Raw genomic sequence first — 24044 nt, 5'->3', positions numbered from 1 at the left:
ATGCAACTATTTCTTGTTGCTCTTGACAAAATCCTTTTTAAAGATTAAAATTATAACAGCGTTATATAGCACTGTTATATAGGAGGTGTGCAAAATAAACGGAAATGGAACGACTTTAGAAAATATCCATCGGGCAGCGAAAGCGGAATTTTTAGAAAAAGGATATAAAGACGCTTCCTTGCGGAATATTGTGAAATCCGTGGGAATGACTACCGGAGCTTTTTACGGATATTACAAAAGCAAAGAAGAACTTTTTGAAGCCATCGTTGGTGAGCATTACGAATATATTCTCAATCGTTTTATAAAGGCACAGCAGAAGTTCGCCGAACTACCAGCTGCCCAGCAGCCGGAAGTCATGAGTGATATTTCGGGAATCTGCATGTACGATATGCTCCATTATGCGTACGAACATTTAGAGGAATGTAAACTCATCCTCTGCTGTTCGGAAGGAACAAAATTTGCAGGGCTGATTGATGAAATGGTGGAGATTGAGGTAGATGGGACGCATGCCTACCAGGATGTCTTAAGGCAGCTTGGACGGCCCTCTCCGCATATCGATCCTTCGCTGGAGCATATTCTGATCACTGGAATGTTTCATACTTTTTTTGAATTGATCATCCACGAAATGCCGCTCAAAGATGCCGAAAACTACGTTAGAGAAATGCGCGCCTTTTATACAGCAGGATGGATGAAAATTATGGGGCAGTAATGCCTTATAATTTTTGTTCGATAGTTAGCTACAACTAACCTAAATTTGGATATTGTAAGAACATAGACGTGTTCTCTTTATCATAGACACAAAGAAAAGGAGGAATTTTTTTGAAAAAACAATCCAATTTATCACGCCTGCTGGAAATTGCAGGCAGCCATAAGTACCTGACCTATGCTTCCTGGGTGCTTTCTGCCATCAGTGCCCTGATTGCCCTGGTACCCTTCTATTACATCTGGAAAATGATCAAGGAAGTATTGGAGGTGGCACCGAATTTTGGTCAGGCACAGAACCTGACCGGTAATGGCTGGATGGCAGTATTGTTTGCAGTTATAGCGGTGCTTGTCTACATAGCAGGGCTGATGTGTTCCCATTTGGGAGCATTTCGTATCGCCACAAACCTGCGTATCCAGACTATGGAGCATATTGTTAAGCTTCCTCTTGGGTTTGCCGAGAGTTTTGGCAGCGGAAAACTGCGCAAGATCGTCAACGAATCCAGCGCAGCCACTGAAACCTATCTCGCTCATCAGCTTCCCGACAGAGCCAATGCCATTGCAACCCCCTGTGGTCTTTTGGTGCTGTTGTTTGCATTTGACTGGAGACTGGGACTGTTGAGCCTTGTTCCGGTTGTGCTGGGATTTCTGATCATGATGACAATGACCGGAAAGCAGATGCAGGAAAAGATGAAAGAATACCAGAATGCGCTGGATGATATGTCCAATGAAGCGGTAGAGTATGTCCGCGGGATTCCGGTGGTAAAAACATTCGGCCAGACGATCTTTTCCTTTAAGAAGTTTAAAGACTCCATTGACCGGTATAAAGTATGGGTGATTGCTTATACCAAGCAGCTTCGGACACCGATGATGTTCTATACAGCTGCGATCAACGGAGTTTTTGCCACACTGATCGCCGGAGGACTATTGCTTACACAAGACGGTGTGACTTCCGGTTTCTTACTGGATCTCATTTTCTATATCATTATTACGCCGGTTATTTCTGTCACACTGACACGCATTATGTTCCAAAGTGAAAACGCCATGATCGTAGACGACGCTTTACAGAGAATTGACAGCGTGTTGAATTTGAAGCCTCTGGAGGAAACGAAACATCCAAAGCATCCGCAAAACGCTTCCGTGGAACTGAAATCGGTTCATTTCAGCTATGATGGAGAAAAAGAAGTATTAAAAGATATTTCACTGACCATTCCTGCAGGGCAGACGGTAGCTTTTGTAGGCCCGTCCGGCGGTGGTAAGACAACCCTTGCCAACCTGATTTCCCGATTCTTTGATCCCCAGAGCGGAATGGTAAAAATCGGTGGTGTTAATGTGAAAGACATCCCAAAAGAGGAACTCATGAATACGGTGTCTTTCGTATTTCAGAACAGCCGTCTCATCAAGGCGTCCATTCTGGAAAATGTGCGTATGGGAAAACCGGAAGCTACCCGTGAGGAAGTTCTGACTGCCCTTCATCACGCGCAATGCGATGATATTCTGGAAAAACTCCCACAGGGTGTGGATACGGTCATCGGTACAAAGGGGGTCTATCTTTCCGGTGGCGAGCAGCAGCGAATTGCCATTGCCCGTGTGATGCTGAAAAATGCTCCGATTATCATTCTGGATGAAGCCACTGCCTTTGCTGACCCGGATAACGAAAGCCGTGTACAGGCTGCTTTCTTAAAACTTTCCGAGGGAAAGACGGTGATTATGATTGCCCATAGGCTTTCTACCGTAACAAATGTGGATCAGATTTTTGTCATTCAGGACGGACAGGTTGCCGAGTGCGGGAACAGTCGTGAATTGCTTGCAAAAGACGGCATTTTCAGCCGTATGTGGAAAAATTACCAGACTTCCGTGCAATGGAAGGTAACAAAGGAGGTGCAGTGATATGATCAAAAAACTGCAGAAAAAATATGCCCTGTCTGAACAGGGAGCAAAAGACCTGATCAAAGGCTGCCTGGCCTGTGTCCTTCAGAATCTGTCTTTTATGTTTCCGGTGGGACTTTTATATTACCTGGTCAGCGATCTGATGAACGGGGGTGTTCCCGGTGGGAAAATTCCATTTTATGTGGCGGGCTGCGTGGTGTGTATCGGCTTGATTCTGCTGACCACTTTTTTTCAATACAATGCGACCTATTTTGCCACTTACAAAGAAAGCGGTATCCGCCGCATTACCCTTGCAGAGCATCTGCGCAAAATCCCCCTTTCCTTTTTCGGGAAAAAGGATTTAGCCGATCTTACCAGCACCATTATGGCAGACTGTACCTTCCTAGAACAGAGTTTTTCGCATTTTATCCCCGAGCTTGCGGGGTCGATCATTTCTACGGTTCTGATTTCTGTCGGTCTGCTCTTTACGGACTGGAGAATGGGGCTGGCTGCCTTATGGGTTCTGCCGGTTGCCTTTGCGATTGTGGGATTTTCCGCAAAGATTCAGGAAAATCTGAATCAGAAAGCGATGGATGTGAAGATGGCCTGCGCAGACGGGATACAGGAGTGCATTGAAACGGTTCGTGACCTGAAAGCGAACAACGCGGAGCAGGCATATTTAAAAGGTCTGGAAAAGAAGATCCGTGCCGTGGAGCATCGTTCCATCCTCAATGAATTCGGCCTTGCTGCTTTTGTGGTTTCCGCGTCACTGGTGCTGAAGCTTGGTATTGCAACGGTTGCGCTGGTGGGAGCTGTTCTACTCATGCAAGGAAGCCTCTCCGTGCTTACATTCTTTATGTTTCTTCTGGTGGTATCCCGTTTGTATGACCCTCTGCAGGGCGCGCTCCAGAATCTTGCGGCAGTCATCAGTACACGAACCAATATTGCCCGTATGAATGAGATTCTCGATCATCCAATCCAGCAAGGCAGCGACAGGCTTTCCAACCAGGGCTATGATATTGTCTTTGACCATGTTGGGTTTGCCTACAATACAGGAGAAACCGTATTGAAAGATGTTTCCTTTACGGCAAAGCAGGGAGAGGTTACGGCTTTGGTCGGCCCATCCGGCGGCGGGAAAACAACCGTATCCCGGCTGGCTGCAAGATTCTGGGATATTAACAGAGGAAAGATTACCGTGGGCGGCATGGATGTATCCCAGATTGACCCGGAAACACTGCTTTCTCTGTATTCCATCGTATTCCAGGATGTTACGCTGTTTGACAATACGATTCTGGAGAATATCCGAATCGGAAACAAAGACGCCACAGATGAACAGGTCATTGCTGCTGCGAAACTTGCTAATGTAGATGAATTTGCCAAAAAACTGCCGGATGGATGGCATACCAATATCGGAGAAAATGGCTGTGAACTATCCGGCGGAGAGCGTCAGCGTATTTCCATTGCCCGTGCATTTCTGAAAAATGCGCCAATTATTCTTTTGGATGAAGCTACTGCTTCCCTGGATGTGGAGAATGAAACTCTGATACAGACAGCCCTTTCCCGTCTGATCGCAGATAAAACCGTTCTCGTTATCGCCCACAGGATGCGTACCGTAGCCGGAGCAGATAAGATCGTTGTTCTTTCTGATGGCACCGTGGCAGAAGAAGGATCACCAAAGGATCTGGCAGAAAAAAATGGTGTATATGCCCATATGGTAAAACTGCAGACAGAAAGCCAAAACTGGAAACTTGCGTGAAGAAGTCTCTAAAAGATATCTTATAGGAATTAAAAGAGCAATTTGAGTAGAAAAAGATTTTTAAATCTGTTAAAATAAATAAAAAAGGTTAGCGATAACTAACCCGAAGAGGCAGATTATGAACAAATCAACAATCAAAAAGAATTCATTACAGGAAACCTTGATCATTCCTTTGTACGCCCGATGGCTCTGTTCCCAGAAATTCCCCGGATTGTTTCAGGATGAAACAGCCGGGGAGTTGATTAAAAAAGTGGATTATGACTTTTCTGCATTAGAAAAACAATCGGAAAGTATCATGCATAGCTTTGGTGCATTGGAAGTAGCCATGCGCCAAAATGATCTTGCGTGGGAGATACGGGACTATCTCCATCAACATCCAAACGCCGCAGTCATTAATCTTGGCTGCGGATTGGACAACACCGGACGAATGTGCGACAACGGTCAGTGCCATATCTGGAATATTGACCTGCCGGATGTGATTGCGCTACGGAATCAATTGCTTCCCACCGCAGAGCGGGAAGCAAATCTGGCTTGTGATTTAACAGATCTGAGTTGGATGAAAGCTGTACGGTTTGATCCTGAGAATGGTGCAGTGATGTTTGCCGCCGGTGTATTCTACTATTTTACTACAAACCAGATGAAGCAGTTGGTTAAGGCAATGGCCGAACACTTTCCGGGAGGACGTCTGGTTTTTGATGCAGCAGGCAAAACCGCTGTCAAACTAATGCTGAAAACCTGGGTAAAACAGGCGGGGATCAAGGATGTCGGTGCATATTTCTCCGTAAAGGATGCCAAAGGAGAGCTGGAGAGCTGGTCACCATTGCTCTCTGTTTCCAGCTGCGGGTATATGCAGGGCTATCAGAAACTGGAGGGACCGGGGGTAAGATCCATTCACCGCCTTCTGGCTAAAATCGCCGACGGACCGCTGCATTTGCAGATTGTGCGAGTGCGTTTTAAGGAGGAATCTGGATGAACTGGATGCGAACGATATTAGACGGATTTGCCATGGCAGCCTATTTTAATTTGTTTGCTGCTGCCGTGGCACTGTACAATCCCCGACTGATGTTTCCCAGCTACCCGCCTGCCATTATCAGGAGTGCGCCGGAACCGCCCTCAAAAGCGGAGAATCGCTTTTACTGGCTATGGATCTTTTTTGGGGAGCTTCTGCCCCTCTTGCTCTACGGGGCGGTCAGTATGGTGGAAGGGGGCACTCATGGGTTTTGGCAGATGGCGCTGACAGGATATATCCAGTGGATGATGATAAACCTGTGCGACCTGTTTTTTCTGGATATCTTTCTCATCCAGAAAAGGGCGAAACGCCGTTTTGTAATTCCTGGTACGGAAGGGCACCCTGGCTATGGGTTCAAAGTGTGGATGAAAAGCTACGCATTGCCGGAGCATCTGTTGCAATGGCCATTGCTCCTGTGTCCCTTGATGGCGGCGGTGCAGGCAGGGATAGGAGTATTGTTGATGAGATTATTAATATAGAGGAGATAATGTAATGAACAAGAAAGAATTAAAACAGGAGAATATTCGACTTGGAACTCACGGGGAAGACTACGGAAGCTGGATGTCCAATCCCGTGTTCTATATTATCGGCGGCATCACGGCTCTGGCCGTGGTTTTGGCCGTACTCTCTTTTTCGGTGTTCCACATCACGGTTCTCGGTGCTCTGTTCTCTGTTGTTGCGGCGGCGCTGATGGCCCTGCTGGTCTGGATCACATGGATCAGGCGCCAGTATGCCTTTGGCGGCGGCGGGATCATGGAACAGGTTCACCGGGTCGTTCTCTCTCATCTGGACTATGACGGCCAGGGCAGTCTCTTGGAAGTCGGCTGTGGCTCCGGAGCACTGGCAATCCGTGCGGCGCTGACATGGCCAAAAGCAAAAGTGATTGGTGTTGATTACTGGGGAGCTGTGTACAATTACAGCAAGGCGATCTGCGAGAAAAATGCTGCAAGTGAGGGCGTGGCTTCCCGCTGTGTATTTCAGCACGGTGATGCGAAGCATCTGGATTTTCCCGATGAGAGCTTTGATGTAGTCATCAGCAACTATGTCTATCACAATGTTATGGGTGCTGATATGCAGAAACTGCTGCTGGAAAGCCTGCGGGTATTGAAAAAAGGCGGCGTCTTTGCACTCAACGATGATATGAAACCAAAGATGTACGGTGACATGGAAGATTTTGCGCAGAAACTGCGGGATATGGGGTATCAGGATGTTCGTCTCATTGATACTGCACAAGAGGCGTTCGGCTCACATCGCCGGGCAGCCATGATGATGCTGGGATCTTCCAGACTCCTGGTAGGCCGGAAATAATCTCACTATATAAGGAGGACTGGTTATGCGGAAATTAGGCGTTGTGGAGGATACCCTGTTCGTCCCTATGCTGGGCAGAATCCATGCCAGTGAGCATTGCCCGCAAATTTTATATGATAAAAAAGCATTGGAATTGAAAAATAAGCTGCCCTTGGACTTGATTAAACAGAATAAGCAGAACCAGTATACTCTTTTGGCCTCTGCCTCCCGCTCTGCCAATATGGATCGGTTCATTCGGTCTTTTCTGGAAAGAAGACCGGACGGTGTGATTGTCCAGCTGGGCTGTGGCCTGGAGACAACCTATTACCGCTGTGATAACGGAAGGACACGCTGGTATGCCGTGGATTTGCCTCATGTCATTGACTACCGGCGGGAACTGCTCCCGGAATTGGAACGAGAAACCTATCTTGCAGGAGATGCCTTTTCCGAAGACTGGATCAGACAAGTTCGTACAGAATTTCCCGATGCTCCTATTCTCGTTACTGCAGGCGGGCTGTTTCATTATTTTGAAGAAAATAAGGTCGTTGCCCTTCTGCGTACGATGGGACAATTTGGAAATATGGAAGTTGTTTTTGACACCGTGAACAAAAAAGGCATGGCTATGATGCAAAAGAAGTATATGAAGCAGGTAGGCCATGCCGATGCGCAGATGTTCTTTTTTGTGGATGCAGCAAAAGAACTGGCAGCAAAGATCGGGAGTAATGCGAAGGTGATTGCGGAGGAACCTTATTATCGTTACATTCCTAAAAACGGCTTAAAGCTCTCCACAAAGGTCAGTATGGCGGTTTCTGATCAATTCAAAATGGTAAAGATGATACATCTAAAACTATAGCGAATATACTGCAATGTTAGACAGATAGAAATCCATTGTCGAACGGAGTATTTTTACTGTTAAAGAGTTGGAGAAGAAGTAAATAAGAAATATAATAAATGGTGGTTAGTGATTGCTAACCACCATTTATTATGAAAGAGAAGGTGATATCAATGGCGAAAAAAGAAAGCCAAGACGGCAAGTCAAAAAAAGGCCTGCCACGCCTCATGGAGCTGGCTATGACGCAGAAAGCACCCATGGTGGGAGGAATGCTTCTTTCTGCTATGGCTACTATTGCGTCATTTCTGCCCTATCTGGCCATTTATTTTATCATTCAGGAAATCGTGGGGGCTTACCCGGATTTCAGCACTCTGGATGTGCCCAAAGTGCTGGGATATGGCGGCCTGGCTCTCGGTGGGGTTCTCCTGAATGTACTGCTTTACACTGCATCCGTGGCGCTGTCGCACATTGCGGCTTATGGGACTCTGTATCAATGCAAAATCAACTATATTTCCCACATTACAAAGCTCCCACTGGGCTACCATTTGAAGATGGGCAGCGGTAAGCTGCGGAAGGTCATGGATGACAACATTGAAAGCCTGGAAGGATTCATCGCCCACGACCTTCCCAACATGATTTCCGCTTTTGTAGCGCCGGTGGTCATGTTGGTGCTGGTGTTCGCCGTTGATTGGCGATTTGGCCTGGCAACCTTTGTAGGAATTATCGTTTCGTTCCTGGTGTATGGTGCGACTTCCGGCGGCAACAAGACAAAGAAACTGATGGAGGACTACCAGACATCGCTGGAGGATATGAGCAATGCTTCCGTAGAGTACATCCGAGGGATTGCTGTGGTTAAGGCTTTCCGCCAGACAGCCTTCTCTTTTAAGCGTCTGCACGATTCCATTAAGAATTATACCAAAACCGTCATTCCGTACTCTCTGAGCCAGGAACTGATGACAGCGGCCTTTACCGCCGCGCTCAATGGAATTTATCTGTTTATTATCCCGGTGGGCATTTGGATCGGCAGCTCCACCACAGATTATCAGTCCTTTGTGGCTTCCTTCATTTTCTATTTGATCTTTGTGCCTGTGGTGGCTTCCATTTTGATGAAGGTGCTGTATGCCTCCGTCAACGCCATGCAGGTGGGCAATGCAGTAGAACACATGGATCAGGTATTGGCGGAGCCGGAAATCCCGGAAAGGTCTACCTCTGCAAAGCCTGATTCATACGATGTTGTTTATGACCATGTGACTTTTTCCTATACCGAAGATAAAACGCATACCGCTCTAACGGATGTGTCCTTTACCGCGCCCCAGGGAAAAATGACTGCCATCGTCGGCCCGTCCGGCGGCGGAAAAAGCACTATTGCCAGCCTGCTTCCGCGTTTCTATGATGTGGAACAGGGTGCTATCCGTATTGGCGGTGTAGACATCCGAGACATGAGTATGGCTGCCCTGATGGATACCGTCAGTTTTGTATTCCAGGACAACTTCCTGTTCAAACAAAGCATTCTGGACAACATTTGCATGGGGTGTCCCGGCGCCGCCGAGGATGAAGTGATTGCCGCAGCAAAAGCGGCTCAGTGCCATGAATTTATTTCGGAACTGCCGGAGGGCTATCACACAGTATTCGGGAAAAATGGTGTGAAACTATCCGGCGGTCAGATCCAACGCATTGCCATCGCCAGGGCGATTGTGAAAAACGCCCCCATCCTGGTATTGGATGAGGCTACGTCTTTTAGTGACCCGGAGAATGAGCATCTGATTCAGCAGGCGCTTTCGGAACTGATAAAAGGCAAAACCGTTATTATGATTGCGCACCGCCTTTCTACTATTCGGGATGCTGACCAGATTCTTGTGGTTGACCAGGGACGACTTGTTCAATCCGGTACCCATGAGGAACTGATGGCACAGGCCGGGCGCTATCAGGACTTGTGGAACAACTATACCACAGCTTTGAACTGGAAGTTCGGTGCGGGAAGGGAGGCATAAACAATGATGAATTTGAAAGAAATGTTTCAGCTCTCGGATCGGGGAGCAAAGGATTTGAAAAAGGGCATCTTTGCCTGCACCCTTACCAACCTCTCCCTGATGCTGTCGGTTGTCATCACAGTTCAGATTTTTTGGGAGGTTTTGACGCCGCTGACTGGCGGTGCAGTTTCCTGGAGTAAGATGTGGATGCTGTTTGGTGCTGGTGTTGTCGCCGTAGTCATCCACTTCCTCTGTTGCAAAAATGATTATCGGAAAACCTATGTGTCCTGCTATACGGCGGCGGAAGATTCACGGATTCGCATTGCAGAACTGGTTCGCAAGTTCCCCATGAGTGTGTTTAACAACAAAGACCTGACCGAACTAACCACCAATATGATGGGTGACTGTGCCAGCATTGAACACTCCATGAGCCATATTGTGCCACCTTTGATGGCAAACGCCATTTCCTGCACTCTAATCTGCATCTGTGTAATGTTCTTTGACTGGCGTATGGGTCTGTCTATCTTCTGCACACTGCCAATTTCTTTCCTGATTATTTTTGGCAGCCGGAAAGCCCAGGAACGTGGGAGTCAGCGACAGGTGAAGGCCAAATTAAAGGCTTCCGAAGAAGAACAGGAATATTTGGAAGGTATCCGTATCATCAAATCCTGTCATCTGGATGGTGAAAGATTCTCCAAATTAAACGATGCACTAAAAGACTTGAAAAAGCAGTCCATCCACATGGAACTGGGAACCAGTGTTTTCATCTCTATCGCCCAGTTTGTCCTCCAGGCAGGCATCGGTATCACGGTTTTTGTCGGCGTCCACCTTCTGACCGGCGGCAGCATCACCATTTTGCCGTTGCTGCTTTCGCTGGTGATTGTGTGCCGAATGTACGGGCCGATTTTGACGATCCTCACGCTGCTGCCAATGCTGTTCCACACATTGGTATCCACCCAGCGAATGAGAGAACTGGCCAGTATCCCGGTTATGGAGGGCCGGACGGATGTTCCGATTCCAAACCATGCGATTACCTTTGACCATGTGAGTTTTGCCTATAATAAAGAGCCTGTCTTGAAAGATGTAACTGCGACGATTCCAGAGGGCAAGATCACCGCCTTGGTCGGTCCTTCCGGCAGCGGAAAGAGTACCATGTCGAGACTAATCGCCCGATTCTGGGATGTGAGCACCGGCACAGTAAAAGTGGGCGGCGCAGATGTGAAAACGCTCGACCCGGAGTATTTAATGGGAACGATGTCTTTCGTATTTCAGGATGTAACCCTATTCAATGATACCGTATGGAACAACATTAAAATTGGAAATCTGGATGCAACGGATGAACAGGTTCTTGCGGCGGCAAAAGCGGCCTGCTGTGATGAGTTTGTCCAGCGGCTTCCAGAGGGATATAACACTCTGTTGGGAGAAAACGGCTCCACCCTCTCCGGCGGTGAACGTCAGCGTATTTCCATTGCCCGCGCCCTTTTGAAAGACGCACCTATCATTCTGCTGGATGAGGCTACCGCATCTCTTGACCCGGAAAATGAAGTGCTGATCCAAAGCGCCATCTCCCGCTTGATAAAAGGAAAAACGGTTCTGGTGATTGCTCACCGGCTTCGTACCATTGCGGATGCAGATCAAATCCTGGTGCTGAACAATGGTGAAATCGAAGAATCCGGGACACACGCAGACCTGATGGCAAAGGGCGGTTTGTATCAGCGCCTGTATCAGATCCAGGCCAAGAGCCAGGAATGGGCGGTTTGAAACCCATTGTCAGACGGAGCATTTTTGGCTTCCAGAGTAGAAAGAGAATAATCAAAATGTTATACTGTGATAAGTTAGCTAAAACTAACATAAGAGGAGGTGATTCTTTGGACCCGACAGCAATTCTTCCAACCTATATGAGTGAACTGAAAATGCAGAACAATATCCGTGTACTGATTCATAATGACCATCGTATCGTCTATCAAATCGATTGTGTAGATGGAACGGGCACAGTGGAAGTGCTAACGCTCTTTCCAGGAGTGGTTCTGCAATTCCACAGCTTTCACTGCAAATCTTTCCAGCTGTCAGAAAGTAAAGAAGTAGGCAATAGTCTCAAGATTAATTACTGCACAGAAGGACGCATGGAAGTGCGAATGTCCGATAATTTGCTCCTGTTTATGGAACCTGGCAATTTAAGCATTGATGTGCGGAAAGCCCAGGACAGTTTTCAATTTCCATGCGGTCACTATCACGGGATGGAACTCTTGTTCCACTCCTCAACACGGAACCACGAGGCCCCGGAAATCTTGCGGCTGTTTGGAGTGGATGGAAAACAAGTGCAGTCCCGCTTTTGCCAGAACGCACAAAGCTATGTGGTACGGGCAGATGATCGATTCAAGAAACTGTTTGAAGATATGAGCGGCGCACCTTCTGAATGCCGGATTCCCTATCTGCAAATGAAAGTGGCGGAACTGTTGCTCCTGCTTTGTAAGTCGGATATGCCGGAGAAAAGTGATGAAAGTTCTTTTATGACCATGGGGCAGGTACAGATTGCCAAGCAGGTCATGGAAATTATCAGTGATGATTTGAGCCGCCACTATTCTATCGAAAGCCTTGCGGCTCCCTTTGGGATCAGCCCTTCCTCTCTGAAAAATTATTTTCAAGGAGTATATGGAAAAAACATCTCCACATGGCTGCGAGAAGCAAGAATGTCTGTGGCTTCGGCTGCGCTGCGGGAAGGAAATCAACCCGTGGCAGAAATCGCCGCCAGTGTGGGATACGAAAATGCCAGCAAATTTTCTGCGGCATTTAAGAGCTTTTTGGGGGCAACCCCATTAGAGTATCGGCGTCAGAGCCGGTGCGGAATTTAATTTAACTTTTTGGAGGTACATAAAATGAACGAAAAAAGCAACACAAAAAAATCCAAACGTCTGGTGTCGGCAGGAGTGTTTATCGCGCTGTATTTCGTTGTATTCGTTATTATTGGATGCTGTTGTATGCCAGTGCCGCCCCTTTATCTCTGTATGACAAGTCTGATTGCCTTGGTGGCTGCTCCGGTTTACCAGATGCTGCTGGCAAAGTCTCCTATTCATGGCCCTATCTTTATCGCAGCCATGCTGCCTTGCCTGTTCCTTCTGCTCCAGGGAAACATCTGGGTTGTTGCGGTGACTGGCGCTGTGGCAGGTATCCTGGCTGAGATTATCGCGGGTGCGGGAAAATTCCGCAATAACAGATTGAACATTTTGAGTTATGTAGTTTTCTCTCAAAATTTGCTGGGAGGCTTTCTGCCGATCTGGATCATGCGCGATTACTATTTTGCCGATACCCTGGAGCGTGGTATGAGCGCAGATTTCTGCAATACGCTGGAGGCCATGACGCCAATTTGGGTGCTGTTCGTGATGATCGTCGGAACTGTTATCTTCGCCTTGATTGGCTGCATGATCGGCAAGAAAATGTTTAAGAAACACTTTGAAAAGGCTGGAATGGTATGATGGGAAGACGAGAAGTAAAATTTGATCTGCGGACAAAGCTGATGCTGATATTGGTTGTGAATCTCTTTTTACTTCTCAGCCATGCCCTGGTTTTTGAACTGGTTTTGGTGTTTGGCTGTCTGCTGCTTATCACTATAGACAGGCAGACGAGAAGCGCCTTCCATTTCCTGATCGCGTTTTTTATCATGCTTGGCATTGACCAGCTTGGTACGCCCCACATGAATGGGTTTGCCTTTACACTGGTATCCTTCATCACAGTGGCGCTTCGGAAATTTCTTCCCTGCTTTATCCTGGGCAAGTGGATTTTGAAAAAAACAGAAGTTAGTGAATTTGTTGCGGTCATGTGGAAACTGCGGCTTCCGCAGACCGCAATCATTCCGCTATCCGTGGTATTTCGTTACTTCCCTACGATCAAAGAGGAATGGGCCTCCATCCGGGCAGCTATGAAGATGCGGGGGATCCATGTTTCTCTGGAACACATCATGGTTCCGCTTTTAATGTCTGCTGTGAATGTCAGTGAAGAACTGTCGGCAGCCGCGCTTTGCCGGGGCTTAGATAATCCAGGTACACATACCAGTCTTGTGCAGGTGAAATTCAGCCATTACGATATTGCCGTTTGGATGATAACAGGAATTTTGGCGGTATCGGCACTACTTCTAAAGGGGGTGGGGATACTATGATTTCTTTTCAAAATGTTACGTACTCCTATCAGGAAAATGGGGAACCCAAAAGCCTGAATTCCATCAACCTAAAAGTGAAAGATGGAGAATGTATTTTACTGTGTGGGAAAAGCGGATGCGGGAAAACGACGATGACACGCCTACTCAATGGCATGATTCCCAACTTCTATGATGGAAACCTGCAAGGAGCTGTCCTGCTGGATGGGAAAAACCTTTTTGACCTTCCCATGTATGAAATTTCAAAACAGGTCGGCAGCGTTTTTCAAAATCCTCGGACGCAGTTCTACACCGTCAATACCACCAGTGAGATCGCCTTCGGCTGTGAAAATTTCGGCATGGAACCGGAGAAAATTGCCACCCGCGTCAAGCAGACTGCGGAAGATCTGGAGATTGAATATCTGCTGGACCGAAACATTTTCAACCTGTCAGGAGGCGAAAAACAGATCATCGCCTTCGCCAGCATTTATGCCATGTCCCCGCAGGTCTATGTGTTGGATGAGCCATCCTCTAACCTGGATATACAGGCCATTGAAAAAGTGCGGAAAATTTTATCCCTTCTCAAGCAGCAGGGTAAGACTATCATTATTGCTGAACACCGCACCTATTATCTGAAAGACCTTGTAGATCGAGCACTCTATATGGAGAATGGAAAAATCATCCGGGAATATACAATGGCAGAATTAGCGGATCTAACTTTTGAAGAACAACTGCAAAGTGGCATTCGGACAGTGGATTTGCTTTCTTATCCCATCACGCCTCATGTTGCTTTTCCTGCCAATCATGTAATAGAACTCAAAGATATTCACTGTTCCTATGAGCGGACGGAGGCCCTATCTATCCCGTCGTTGTCTATGCCTTCCGGTAAGATCACTGCGATCATTGGCACCAATGGGGCAGGAAAATCTACATTTGTTTCCTATATGTGCGGGCTTATGAAGAAAAACAAAGGGACATTTCTGTTAGACGGGAAAAAACAAACCGCAAAAGAACGAGTTCAGAAAAGTTATCTTGTCATGCAGGAAGTTAATCACCAGCTTTTTTCCGATAGCGTTCGGGAAGAAATTGTACTGGGAAACCGAGATTCATCAGAAAACAGTCTGCAAAAAATCATGGAGACTCTGGATATTTCAGTTCTCACAGAACGTCATCCTATGACTCTGTCTGGTGGACAGAAGCAGCGGGTTATCATTGCTTCTGCCATGTTTTGTGGGAAAAAGATCCTGTATTTTGATGAGCCTACATCCGGCCTTGATTTTAGCCACATGATGCAGACTTGCCAGCTATTGAATCAGCTTCATGGAGAAGACGTTTTTGTGTTCATTATTACTCACGATTATGAACTGATTGCATCTGTTTGCGACAGCGTAATCCACATTGAACATGGAAAGCTTTTTGAACAGTATGATTTAGATGCAAACGGGATTCAGAAACTAAAGTCGTTTTTTACCCAATGTGCGAGGAACACAATATGAAACTTCATGCATCCGGTGAAGATTATTTAGAAGCCATCCTGGTGCTGAAAAAGAAATTAGACATGGTGCGCTCCGTAGACGTGGCCCGGCACATGGGAGTGTCAAAACCGAGTGTTTGTGTGGCGGTCAACACTCTGAAGGATGGCGGCTTTCTCACAATGGATGAAGATCACCTTCTCCATTTGACCGATGTGGGCCGCGAGGTGGCCGAAAAGATTTATGAACGTCATTGCTTCTTTACGGAACAGCTTATCGCAGCAGGTGTTGATCCTGAAACTGCAGAGGTAGATGCCTGCCGGATAGAACATGTGATCAGTAATGAAAGTTTTGAACGGTTGAAAGAGGCCGCCTTTAGAAATCAGGAAAGCGAGATTTCTGCCCTGTCAAAAGCGATAAAGGATAAGCCCATCGAATAAAAAAAACGGTGTTTCGGTGGGCGGATTCATCATGCCTGATTACACATCTTCCCTCTGAACCCGTTTTGGGTTTGGAGGGATTTTTTATGTGCTGGTCTGCTTCAGCCGCCCTGCTGCTTATCCAAAGCAGCAACTACCTACATAATTTCATACAGGAATGAGGATAGCCTCTCAAAAAAATCTTCTGCTGTTGGTGGCACTCTCACGCCCCTAATGTAGAAGTTTTAACTCTACAACATAGTTCTCATTTATCTCACTGCCGCAAAGGTTTAACAGCCTTTGCGGTTTTTTGTTTGTCGATATTTGTCGTGAAAAAGGACAAGCCTTCTTCCGGTATCGGCTGCCGTTCTCCCCCTTTTCCAATCTGAATGTTCAAACAAATCAGATTGGAGGTAAGGAGAATGGCATATAACCATGGAAAAGCAGAGTATAAATGGAAACTCTGGAAAGAGAAAGAAGAAAAAATTTTAAGAGACAGCGGTGTTACTGAAGATACGATTGAAGCAATCCGTCTCTATGACCGCCAGGTGTTTAATTCAGACAGACGCTATTATGAGCGCGTGCAGGAAACAGGTACATATCTGGATACCGTAGCAGCATCCACAGATCAGGCAGAACCGAAAACAGTACAGGACTTCCTGGATCATATTGAGAATCAGGAATTGTATCATATACTGATCACAGTGGACAGGCTTACCCTGCAGATCGTTCTGATGAAGATCCAGGGGTATAGCACTCATGAAATCGCCAGGTATCTGAAGATTACCGAAAAGGCGGTTTACAGGCGCATGGACAGGCTGAAAGAAAAAGTGAAGAAGATCTTTGAGTAATTCATGATAATCACAAAGCAGGGTGTGAGAACAATCTCCACCCTGCTTTGTGATTTGAAATGCTATTAGGAATTTTCAAACATCGTATTAGAAAGAATATATGTACTTTTTAAGCCATTATTTCTGTGCCATTTTACGAAACTCTCCAGGTAACAATCCTGTACTTTTCCGAAACAGTTCTGCAAACCTACTTGCACTTGTATATCCGACACTTTGTGCTACCTGGCCGATTGAAAGATCAGTCTTTGCTAAAAGAGTTTCTGCCTGGCTCATACGTCGCTGCTGGATATACTCTGTAATCGTGCAGCCATGATATTCTTTAAATGAAATCTGGAGCTTTCTGGCGCTCATACAGGAAATACGCACAATCTGCTCCAAAGGAATGTCCTGAATACAGTGATCGTTTAAATACAGTGTGAGATTTTCCAACTGTTGAATATCTTGAACAGATAGCTTTTTTCTGACATCTTTTTTCTGCTGCTGTAATCGGCTCCACTCTACAATCAGAGAAATCGCCTCAGCTACTTTCCCTTCATAGAACAGAGCCGCGGCAATACCCTTTCCCCTATACGTTTCCACCTGCTTCAGCAGACGGGACATTTCTGGAAAATTCATCGTCTGTCCGACATCCTCAAACGCTTTTAAAGTACTTGCATATTCGTCGGGATACTGCTCTTTCAAATAACCTTCATAATAGGCAGGCATAATCTCAATTCCAACCGTGCGGATTGGGATTTTTTTGTGTACGAGAATCTTGTAGGTGGAATATCCTCCAATAAAACTTTTGACACTCCCCACTTCCAATCTTCGATAAGGCGAGAGTTCTTCACCGGAAATAGAATCAAACTGCATGATGCTTAAACACTCTGGCCAGTTAAACTCTAAAATAGTATCCTCATTGAGATAGAAGTCGTGGATTTTGATGTCAAAAAGATCCTGCCTGTTATAAATCCAGAAGGTTCCTGTCCCAGTTTTGTCATTTAACTGCCAGGTGGTTCCAGCCTCACAATAGTTCGGATTGTTCGGAGCCGGTATAAACCCCCGCTCCGTAAATTGTGTTACATAGAAATCTTCAATCATATTCTTCATAACGCATTTCGCTCCTTTGCCACGATTGCGCAAACTTATATCTTGATAACGCAAACGTCCTTTCAATCTATTGTAAGAAGGATGCAAATAAAGTATCTTTGATTTGAGGTTAGCGGAATCTAACCAGAATATAACATAAGAAAAGGGAAGCGTCAAGGCAACGCTTCTCTGAAAAGGAGGATTTTGATATGTCTGCGCAATCGTCGTATCTGAACAAGAAAGGTCTTACGGTTAAGGACCTTGTAACTATTGGTATTTTTACTGCACTGTTTTTCGTATTTGAGCTTATCGGCTCCCTCCCGTTTGCTCCGAACCCGGCGCTTACTTTCTACCAACCCTTTGGGATTGCCTTGCTCTGCGGGCCTGTATATCTTCTGATGGTAGCTAAAGTACCTAAACGCGGCGGCATTGCTATTTTGGGTATCATCAACGGCATCATCTGGTATATATTAGGCATGCACTGGGGAATGGACTTGGGATATATCGTCATGGGTATTGTAGCTGAAATCGTCGCAGGTATTAAAGGTTACCGAAATGTCAAGTGGAATATGGTCTCTTATGCTCTTTTCTGCCTTGGGCCTTCTGGTGTATTCCTGGCCTATTTTGCCGATCCTGCTGCGTGGGCAGAGACAATGCTGAACAACGGAACTTCACAAGAATACATTGACATGATGACAGCCTCGGCACCTACGGGGATGCTGCCGGTCATCTTTTTGGGGACAATCGTTCTGGCTTTCATAAGTGGCCTTGTTGGAAAGAAATTGCTTAAAAAGCAGTTTGAAAAAGCGGGGATCACCGCATGAACATCGGAAAAAGCCGCGGGGGTCTTTGGATAGACCCCCGCACAAAAATATTGCTGTTGTTTTTATGTGTTTTGTCGGCAACTATGGCACCATCGCTTTTTTATGAAATGCTTGTCGTTGCACTGGTTGCCTGCTTTGGCATTGCCTGCGGGAAAGTACGCTACTCCATTATCGGTGTTATTGTCTATGGAGGCTTCTACTTGTTGACACAGGTGGTGTTGCAGATGCCGTCCGGCAATGTACAGGTAATGTTGATTGCGTTTCTAGGTTTAGTTCATAAGGTTTATCCTTGTGGCATTCTGTCCGGCATTATCATTTCAACGACAAAAGTGGGAGAATTTCTTTCTGCTATGAATCGGAGCCATGTTTCACAAAAAATAGTGATTCCCATAGCAGTCATGCTACGCTATGTACCTACAATTCGGGAGGACTGGCGTTTTATCAAGGACGCTATGCGGATGAGGGATGTATCACCTAATCTTAAAAATTTTATATTACATCCGGCTATGACAATCGAGTGCATTTATGTTCCTCTGATGATGGCCGCATCCAAAACAGCGGACGAATTGACAGTCGCCTCTGTAACAAGAGGAATTGAAAATCCCACACAAAGGACTTCGTATGTAAAGATTGGCTTTGGCATAGCTGATCTCACTGTTGCCCTTGCCTTTCTTGCCATGTTCCTTGTGGGGCAATTCTATGGGGAGGTGTTTTGAATGATTGAACTGAAAAACATAACCTTCTCATACGAGGGACGAAATCAAGGCGGACTGCGTGACATTAACCTAACCGTCAAAGATGGGGAGTGCATTCTGTTGTGCGGGCGGAGTGGTTGCGGCAAAACAACGATCACCCGACTTGTCAACGGACTGATTCCACGTTTCTATGCAGGAGGCCTGACCGGGCAGGTTTTAGTTGATGGTAAAGATATCGCCGACTTGACCATGTATGAAATTGCAAAAAAAGTTGGGAGCGTATTCCAAAATCCGCGCACACAGTTTTTCAATACTGACAGCAACAGCGAAATTGCGTTTGGGCTTGAAAATCAAGGAATGCCAACGGAGAAATTGCGGCAGAGAGTAGAAACCACAGCGGTGGATTTAGAAATCCAGTCATTGCGTAACCGTTCCCTGCACGCATTGTCTGGCGGCGAAAAGCAGAAAGTTGCGTTCGCCTCAGTTTATGCTATGAACCCGGACATTTACTTGCTGGATGAGCCATCCTCTAATCTGGATATGGATGCCATACAAGATTTAAGAAAGCATCTGAAATTTGTCAAGCAACAGGGAAAGACAATTTTAATCGCGGAACATCGACTCTATTATTTGATGGATGTTGCGGATCGTATTGTCTACATGGAGCAGGGACAAATCGCCGGGATTTATACGCCAGAGCAATTTAAAGCTATTAAAAAAGACGAGCGGGAACGCATGGGGCTCCGGGCCGTGGATCTCCATGAAGTACACCCGCAATTCACAAGTCCGGGCGTGACAGAGGATAAAATCCTGAAACTGCAGGATGTGAGCTTGTTTTATAGGAAACAGGCCATTGTGGAACATATCACTCTTTCAGCAGGAATGGGAGAAGTTATCGGTGTTATCGGTCATAACGGGGCGGGAAAGACAACTCTTTCCCGTACTCTGTGCGGACTGCACAATGATACCAGTGGACAATTTTTGTGGAATAAAAAGCCACAAGACAGGAAAAAAAGGTTGCATCGCTCCTATATGGTCATGCAGGATGTTAACTTTGAGTTATTTGCTGATAGTGTAGAGGCCGAATGCTCCTTTGGTATCCGCAATCCAGATAAATCGCTGATTGAAGCAACAATGGATGGTCTGGGCTTGCTACCCTACCGCAATCATCATCCAAACACACTCAGCGGGGGACAAAAGCAGCGGGTGGCGGTTGCTGTCAGCATGATTTGTGGAAAAGAGCTTTTGGTATTTGATGAACCCACAAGCGGTTTGGATTTCGATAGTATGGAGCAGGTTGCGTTGCTGATCCAAAAGCTCTCTGCTATGGGGAAAGTAATTTTTGTCGTAACCCACGATTATGAATTTGTCTGCCGTACCTGTTCCCGCGTTCTTCATATTGACCACGGAGAGCAGTGCGATGATCTTCCGTTGGTTCCGGATAATGAAGAAAATCTAAAAAAGCTATTTTCTATATAGCCGTTGAATGGATATGAAAGGAGTGAGTTTATGCAGAAGGAGAAAAAGAGCAGTTCAATCAGGCTCTTGCTCCAATGGGCTGGAAAAGAAAAATATTGGATGTATCTGGCGGTCATCCTATCCTTTTTCAGTGGAATTTGTACCATGATCCCTTATTACGGGATTTACAGTCTGATGAGTGCTGTCTATACAGGAACCTGTACCACAGAATTTGTTATTCGGGATGCTGGCATAATCGCTGGCGGTATCGTTATCCGGTTTTTATTGTTTGGTGCATCTGGTGTGGCATCTCACAAAGGGGCCTATCGTGCATTGCTGAAGGTGCGTTGTATGGTGATTGACCACATGGCAAAAGTACCTCTTGGTGCGCTGAATGAACGCAGCACCGGCGAGATTAAAACGGTTCTGAATGAGGACATTGAAAAGCTGGAACTGTTTCTGGCCCACAATGTGCCTGAATTGATCTGTTACCTTATAGGGCCGGTGGTGGTGTTTATTTACCTTCTGACCGTCAATGTGCCTTTGGCATTGGTGTCGCTGGTTCCTTTAGTCTTGGCTGTATTCGTCATGTGTGGGATGTTTATGGGAGCATCCAGCATGATGGGGCGCGCCAATCAATCTGTTGCAAATCTGAACTCCGTAATGGTGGAGTATATCAGCGGTATGAAGCTGATAAAAGCCTATAACATGGGAAGTAAATCATTTCAGAAATTTTCTGCTGCTGTCAAAGAGGAAAATGATATTTGGAATGAAATGTCTAAACGAATGGGGCCGTTTTACGCTTCTTTTATTGTTGTGATTGAGTGCGGGATGCTGTTGCTGGTGCCGCTGGGCGGAATGTTTTTCCTGAATGGTTCTATTACGGCCAGTGTATTCCTGCTGTTTGCTTTTGTAGGTTCCATGCACCTGACGGAGATCCGACCTTTGCAGGAAATATCCAGCAACATGGCGCAGGTACTCAAGGCGGTTACAAAAACAGAGGAAATATTAGAACTGCCGATTTATAAGGGCGGCGGAGATTTTCCCCAGGCACACGATATCGAACTGCGGAATGTAAGGTTTTCTTACGATGGTAAGGTAAATGTTTTGGAACATTGTAATCTAAAAGTCAAAGATGGAGAGCGTATGGCTTTGGTAGGGCGTTCTGGCGCAGGCAAAAGCACCGTGATCGAATTAATCTCCCGCTTTTACGATGTGCAGGAAGGCGAGGTGCTGATCGGCGGTAAGAATGTCAAGGAAATCAACTACGAAACACTTTTGCAGAATATAGCAATTGTATTCCAAAAAACTTTTCTTACCCGCGACAGTGTGTTTGAAAATATTCGTATGGGTAGCAACGCCACTCTGGAAGAAGTGCGGGCTGCCGCAAAAGAGGCGCAGATTGATGATTTTATCATGTCCTTGCCCGATGGTTACGATACGAAGGTTGGTAGTTTCGGTTCCCGCTTCTCAGGCGGCGAAAAACAGCGGATTGCAATAGCGCGTGCTATCCTGAAAAATGCGCCTATTCTGATTTTAGACGAAGCTACAAGTGCCGCAGACCCCGAAAATCAGGTGGAGATTGATAAGGCTATTGAAAACCTGTGCAAAGGCAAGACGGTAATCGTTGTTGCTCACCGGCTGGGGGCCTTGAAAATGTGCAATCGGGTGGCCATTGTCGAAAATCACACGATTACGAGTGTAGGATCACATGATGAAGTCCGACAGGATAATGCTTATTACAATCAGGCATGGACAGATTATGAAACGGCCCGCAATATTACTTATCAGTTGGAAGGAGGTGCAGATCATGCGTGAAAATCCATTAAAGAAAAATAGCCGGTTTTATCTTGGTATGGTTCTAAATGTTGTGGAAGGTATGCTGTCCGGTTTTAACTTTCTGCTCCTTTATGAAGCGATGAAAATGCTGTGGAATGGTACAATCAACTCACCCTCTCTGCTCCGGCTTTCTCTGTTTTTAGGCGGCATTTTCATTCTGCGTATTGTGATTTACAGCATTGGCTATACACAAAGTCAGATCGGTGGTGCAGCGGTCAGCAACCGTACCCGGCTATTCCTGGGAGATAAAATAAAGCGCATACCTCTGTCCAAATTTACGCAAGGTCAGACTGGACAATACATCAATATCGTTACCAGCGATGTCAATAACTATGAAAAAATCCTTACTCATACAGTCGGGGATATTGTGAAACATATTACATTCTGCACAATGATGGTTATTTTTGTAGGCTGTATCTGGCTGCCGGGAGGCATCATCCTTGCCTGCGTCGAATTGGTTTTAATTCCGTTTCTCTGGCTTTCTTTTCGAGTTGTCCGCAAGTACGGCACAGAAAAAAACACTGTCAGCGCCGAAACAGTCAGCAGCATTGTGGAATATGCCACGGGCATTCAAACCTTTCGGGCATATGGTATTGGCGGAACAAAAAATGAGACGGTAACATCTACTCTAAAACATTTCAGTGATGTGAGCTACAACTACGAGAAACATGGTATTCCGACAAATGCAATACAATGTATCTTTCTTTGGATCGGACTACCTGTAATGATATGGGCGGCTTCTATCCCTATGCTGTCCGGGAAACTGGACCCGATTTCCTATTTGTTGATTTGTATGCTGCCCATGCTGCTTGCAAAACTTTCGGACTCTATCTCCCGTGGCCTGATGAGCTACAAAAACCTGAAAATCTCCAAAGATAAAGTTATAGACATTATTGAAGAACCAGAGGAAACCGGTAGCATGGAACCGCTTCAAACAGCCACCCATGAAATCAACTTCAACAATGTGGACTTTTCCTATGTACCCGGAGAGCCGGTGCTGAAACACGCCACCTTTACGGTGCCAGACCAGAAGCTCACAGCCATTGTCGGGGACTCCGGTTCTGGCAAATCCACCATTCTGAACCTGATTGCAAAATACTACGAGGCAAATGGAGGAACTATTTCAATCGGCGGAAAACCGATCAACCATGTGGCCGCAGAGCGTGTACTGGAACAAATCTCTATGGTAGATCAGGATGTATTTCTCTTTGATGATACCATTCGTGAGAACATCCGGCACGCCCGCCCCAACGCCACGGACGAGGAAATCGAGGCTGCCTGCCGGGAGGCTAATTGTGACAGCTTCATACGCAAGATGGAAAAGGGATACGATACGCCGACCGGCGAAAACGGAAACCTTCTCTCCGGCGGAGAGCGTCAGCGAATTTCCATCGCCCGCGCTATCCTGAAAAACAGCCCGATCCTGCTTTTGGATGAAGCAACGGCGTCCCTTGACATCGAGAACGAACTGGCGGTAAAGCAGGCCATCGCTAATCTGCTGAAAGCGAAAAAGACTGTGGTAATGATTGCTCATACCCTTTCTATCGTCAAAAATGCAGATCAAATCCTTGTGGTATCTGACGGAAAGATTGCTGAAGCCGGCACTCACGATGAATTGCTGGCTAAGGGCGGAAAGTACGCAGCCATGTGGAACGCCGAGCAGAAATTATCTGCATAAAGGAGGTTAATGCGGCGGGCGTCACCGAGGAATTGAAGGCCCGTGATCTCATGCGCTGGGTGGGGCTGATAAACACGCTGAAAGCGCAGGTGGAGGACATTATACAAGCAGAACTGATATTCAAGTAATAAAATGAGCGCCAGAGAAAAATTCCCTGACGCTCGTTTCTTGCCCAACTAAATATGA

At 46.2% G+C, this 24044-nt stretch carries 22 protein-coding genes; 21 read left to right on the top strand and 1 reads right to left on the bottom strand.

The annotated features are described in order from the left end of the window. Window positions 1-85 precede the first annotated feature (85 nt). The 15 genes from G4D54_04565 (at window position 86) to G4D54_04495 (ending at window position 16296) form a co-directional block, all read left to right on the top strand. Complete coding sequence (locus G4D54_04565) at window positions 86-709, top strand: TetR/AcrR family transcriptional regulator (protein ID QJA01746.1); 624 nt, start codon at window positions 86-88, stop codon at window positions 707-709. 110 nt (window positions 710-819) lie between these two features. Beyond that, the gene (locus G4D54_04560; protein ID QJA01745.1) at window positions 820-2592 is read left to right on the top strand and encodes an ABC transporter ATP-binding protein; all 1773 of its coding nucleotides are present in this window, start codon (window positions 820-822) and stop codon (window positions 2590-2592) included. 1 nt (window position 2593) lies between these two features. Further along, complete coding sequence (locus G4D54_04555; GenBank protein ID QJA01744.1) at window positions 2594-4327, top strand: ABC transporter ATP-binding protein; 1734 nt, start codon at window positions 2594-2596, stop codon at window positions 4325-4327. A gap of 118 nt (window positions 4328-4445) precedes the next feature. Continuing rightward, a complete protein-coding gene (locus G4D54_04550) occupies window positions 4446-5300 on the top strand; it encodes a class I SAM-dependent methyltransferase (GenBank protein QJA01743.1) in 855 nt (284 codons plus the stop codon). After that, a complete protein-coding gene (locus G4D54_04545) occupies window positions 5297-5815 on the top strand; it encodes a hypothetical protein (GenBank protein ID QJA01742.1) in 519 nt (172 codons plus the stop codon). Before G4D54_04550 ends, G4D54_04545 begins: the two co-directional genes overlap by 4 nt. A gap of 13 nt (window positions 5816-5828) precedes the next feature. Next, window positions 5829-6644: a methyltransferase domain-containing protein gene (locus G4D54_04540; protein QJA01741.1), complete on the top strand. Its 816-nt coding sequence runs from the start codon at window positions 5829-5831 to the stop codon at window positions 6642-6644. Window positions 6645-6669: 25 nt separating this feature from the next. Further along, entirely contained in the window at window positions 6670-7476 is an 807-nt protein-coding gene (locus tag G4D54_04535) for a class I SAM-dependent methyltransferase (GenBank protein QJA01740.1), read from the top strand. A gap of 152 nt (window positions 7477-7628) precedes the next feature. Further along, window positions 7629-9446 carry an ABC transporter ATP-binding protein gene (locus G4D54_04530; GenBank protein QJA01739.1) on the top strand — a complete coding sequence of 606 codons (1818 nt, stop codon included), beginning with the start codon at window positions 7629-7631 and terminating at the stop codon, window positions 9444-9446. Between the two features lie 3 nt (window positions 9447-9449). Then, window positions 9450-11186, top strand: coding sequence for an ABC transporter ATP-binding protein (locus tag G4D54_04525; protein QJA01738.1), 1737 nt, complete (start codon window positions 9450-9452; stop codon window positions 11184-11186). 107 nt (window positions 11187-11293) lie between these two features. Continuing rightward, window positions 11294-12277, top strand: coding sequence for a helix-turn-helix transcriptional regulator (locus G4D54_04520; protein QJA01737.1), 984 nt, complete (start codon window positions 11294-11296; stop codon window positions 12275-12277). Between the two features lie 24 nt (window positions 12278-12301). Further along, window positions 12302-12898, top strand: a complete 597-nt coding sequence (locus G4D54_04515; GenBank protein QJA01736.1) for an MptD family putative ECF transporter S component — start codon at window positions 12302-12304, stop codon at window positions 12896-12898. Continuing rightward, window positions 12898-13578, top strand: a complete 681-nt coding sequence (locus G4D54_04510; GenBank protein QJA05150.1) for an energy-coupling factor transporter transmembrane protein EcfT — start codon at window positions 12898-12900, stop codon at window positions 13576-13578. The genes G4D54_04515 and G4D54_04510 overlap by 1 nt, the downstream gene beginning before the upstream one ends. Next, window positions 13575-15050 carry an energy-coupling factor ABC transporter ATP-binding protein gene (locus tag G4D54_04505; GenBank protein QJA01735.1) on the top strand — a complete coding sequence of 492 codons (1476 nt, stop codon included), beginning with the start codon at window positions 13575-13577 and terminating at the stop codon, window positions 15048-15050. The genes G4D54_04510 and G4D54_04505 overlap by 4 nt, the downstream gene beginning before the upstream one ends. Then, window positions 15047-15466, top strand: a complete 420-nt coding sequence (locus tag G4D54_04500) for a metal-dependent transcriptional regulator (protein QJA01734.1) — start codon at window positions 15047-15049, stop codon at window positions 15464-15466. Before G4D54_04505 ends, G4D54_04500 begins: the two co-directional genes overlap by 4 nt. A 401-nt stretch (window positions 15467-15867) precedes the next feature. After that, a complete protein-coding gene (locus G4D54_04495; protein ID QJA01733.1) occupies window positions 15868-16296 on the top strand; it encodes a sigma-70 family RNA polymerase sigma factor in 429 nt (142 codons plus the stop codon). Window positions 16297-16413: 117 nt separating this feature from the next. On the opposite strand, the gene G4D54_04490 is transcribed toward G4D54_04495, so the two are convergent. Next, a complete protein-coding gene (locus tag G4D54_04490) occupies window positions 16414-17385 on the bottom strand; it encodes a helix-turn-helix transcriptional regulator (protein ID QJA01732.1) in 972 nt (323 codons plus the stop codon). 188 nt (window positions 17386-17573) lie between these two features. Here G4D54_04490 and G4D54_04485 point away from each other — a divergent pair, with 188 nt between their 5' ends. Genes G4D54_04485 through G4D54_04460 form a run of 6 tightly spaced genes read left to right on the top strand, consistent with a single transcriptional unit; the run spans window position 17574 to window position 23986 of the window. Next, window positions 17574-18188 carry an MptD family putative ECF transporter S component gene (locus tag G4D54_04485; GenBank protein ID QJA01731.1) on the top strand — a complete coding sequence of 205 codons (615 nt, stop codon included), beginning with the start codon at window positions 17574-17576 and terminating at the stop codon, window positions 18186-18188. Continuing rightward, complete coding sequence (locus G4D54_04480) at window positions 18185-18904, top strand: energy-coupling factor transporter transmembrane protein EcfT (GenBank protein QJA01730.1); 720 nt, start codon at window positions 18185-18187, stop codon at window positions 18902-18904. The genes G4D54_04485 and G4D54_04480 overlap by 4 nt, the downstream gene beginning before the upstream one ends. Continuing rightward, window positions 18905-20362, top strand: coding sequence for an ABC transporter ATP-binding protein (locus G4D54_04475; protein QJA01729.1), 1458 nt, complete (start codon window positions 18905-18907; stop codon window positions 20360-20362). Window positions 20363-20392: 30 nt separating this feature from the next. Beyond that, on the top strand, window positions 20393-22159 hold the full coding sequence (locus tag G4D54_04470) for an ABC transporter ATP-binding protein (GenBank protein ID QJA01728.1): 1767 nt from the start codon (window positions 20393-20395) through the stop codon (window positions 22157-22159). Then, the gene (locus tag G4D54_04465) at window positions 22152-23858 is read left to right on the top strand and encodes an ABC transporter ATP-binding protein (protein ID QJA01727.1); all 1707 of its coding nucleotides are present in this window, start codon (window positions 22152-22154) and stop codon (window positions 23856-23858) included. Before G4D54_04470 ends, G4D54_04465 begins: the two co-directional genes overlap by 8 nt. Next, the gene (locus G4D54_04460) at window positions 23828-23986 is read left to right on the top strand and encodes a TnpV protein (GenBank protein ID QJA01726.1); all 159 of its coding nucleotides are present in this window, start codon (window positions 23828-23830) and stop codon (window positions 23984-23986) included. The genes G4D54_04465 and G4D54_04460 overlap by 31 nt, the downstream gene beginning before the upstream one ends. Window positions 23987-24044: the final 58 nt, after the last annotated feature.

The organism is [Clostridium] innocuum, from assembly GCA_012317185.1.
In the GTDB taxonomy this organism is placed as follows: Bacteria; Bacillota_I; Bacilli_A; order Erysipelotrichales; family Erysipelotrichaceae; genus Clostridium_AQ; species Clostridium_AQ innocuum.
The sequence above is the reverse complement of the archived record's forward strand: the minus strand, read 5'-3'. Positions and strand labels throughout refer to the sequence as shown.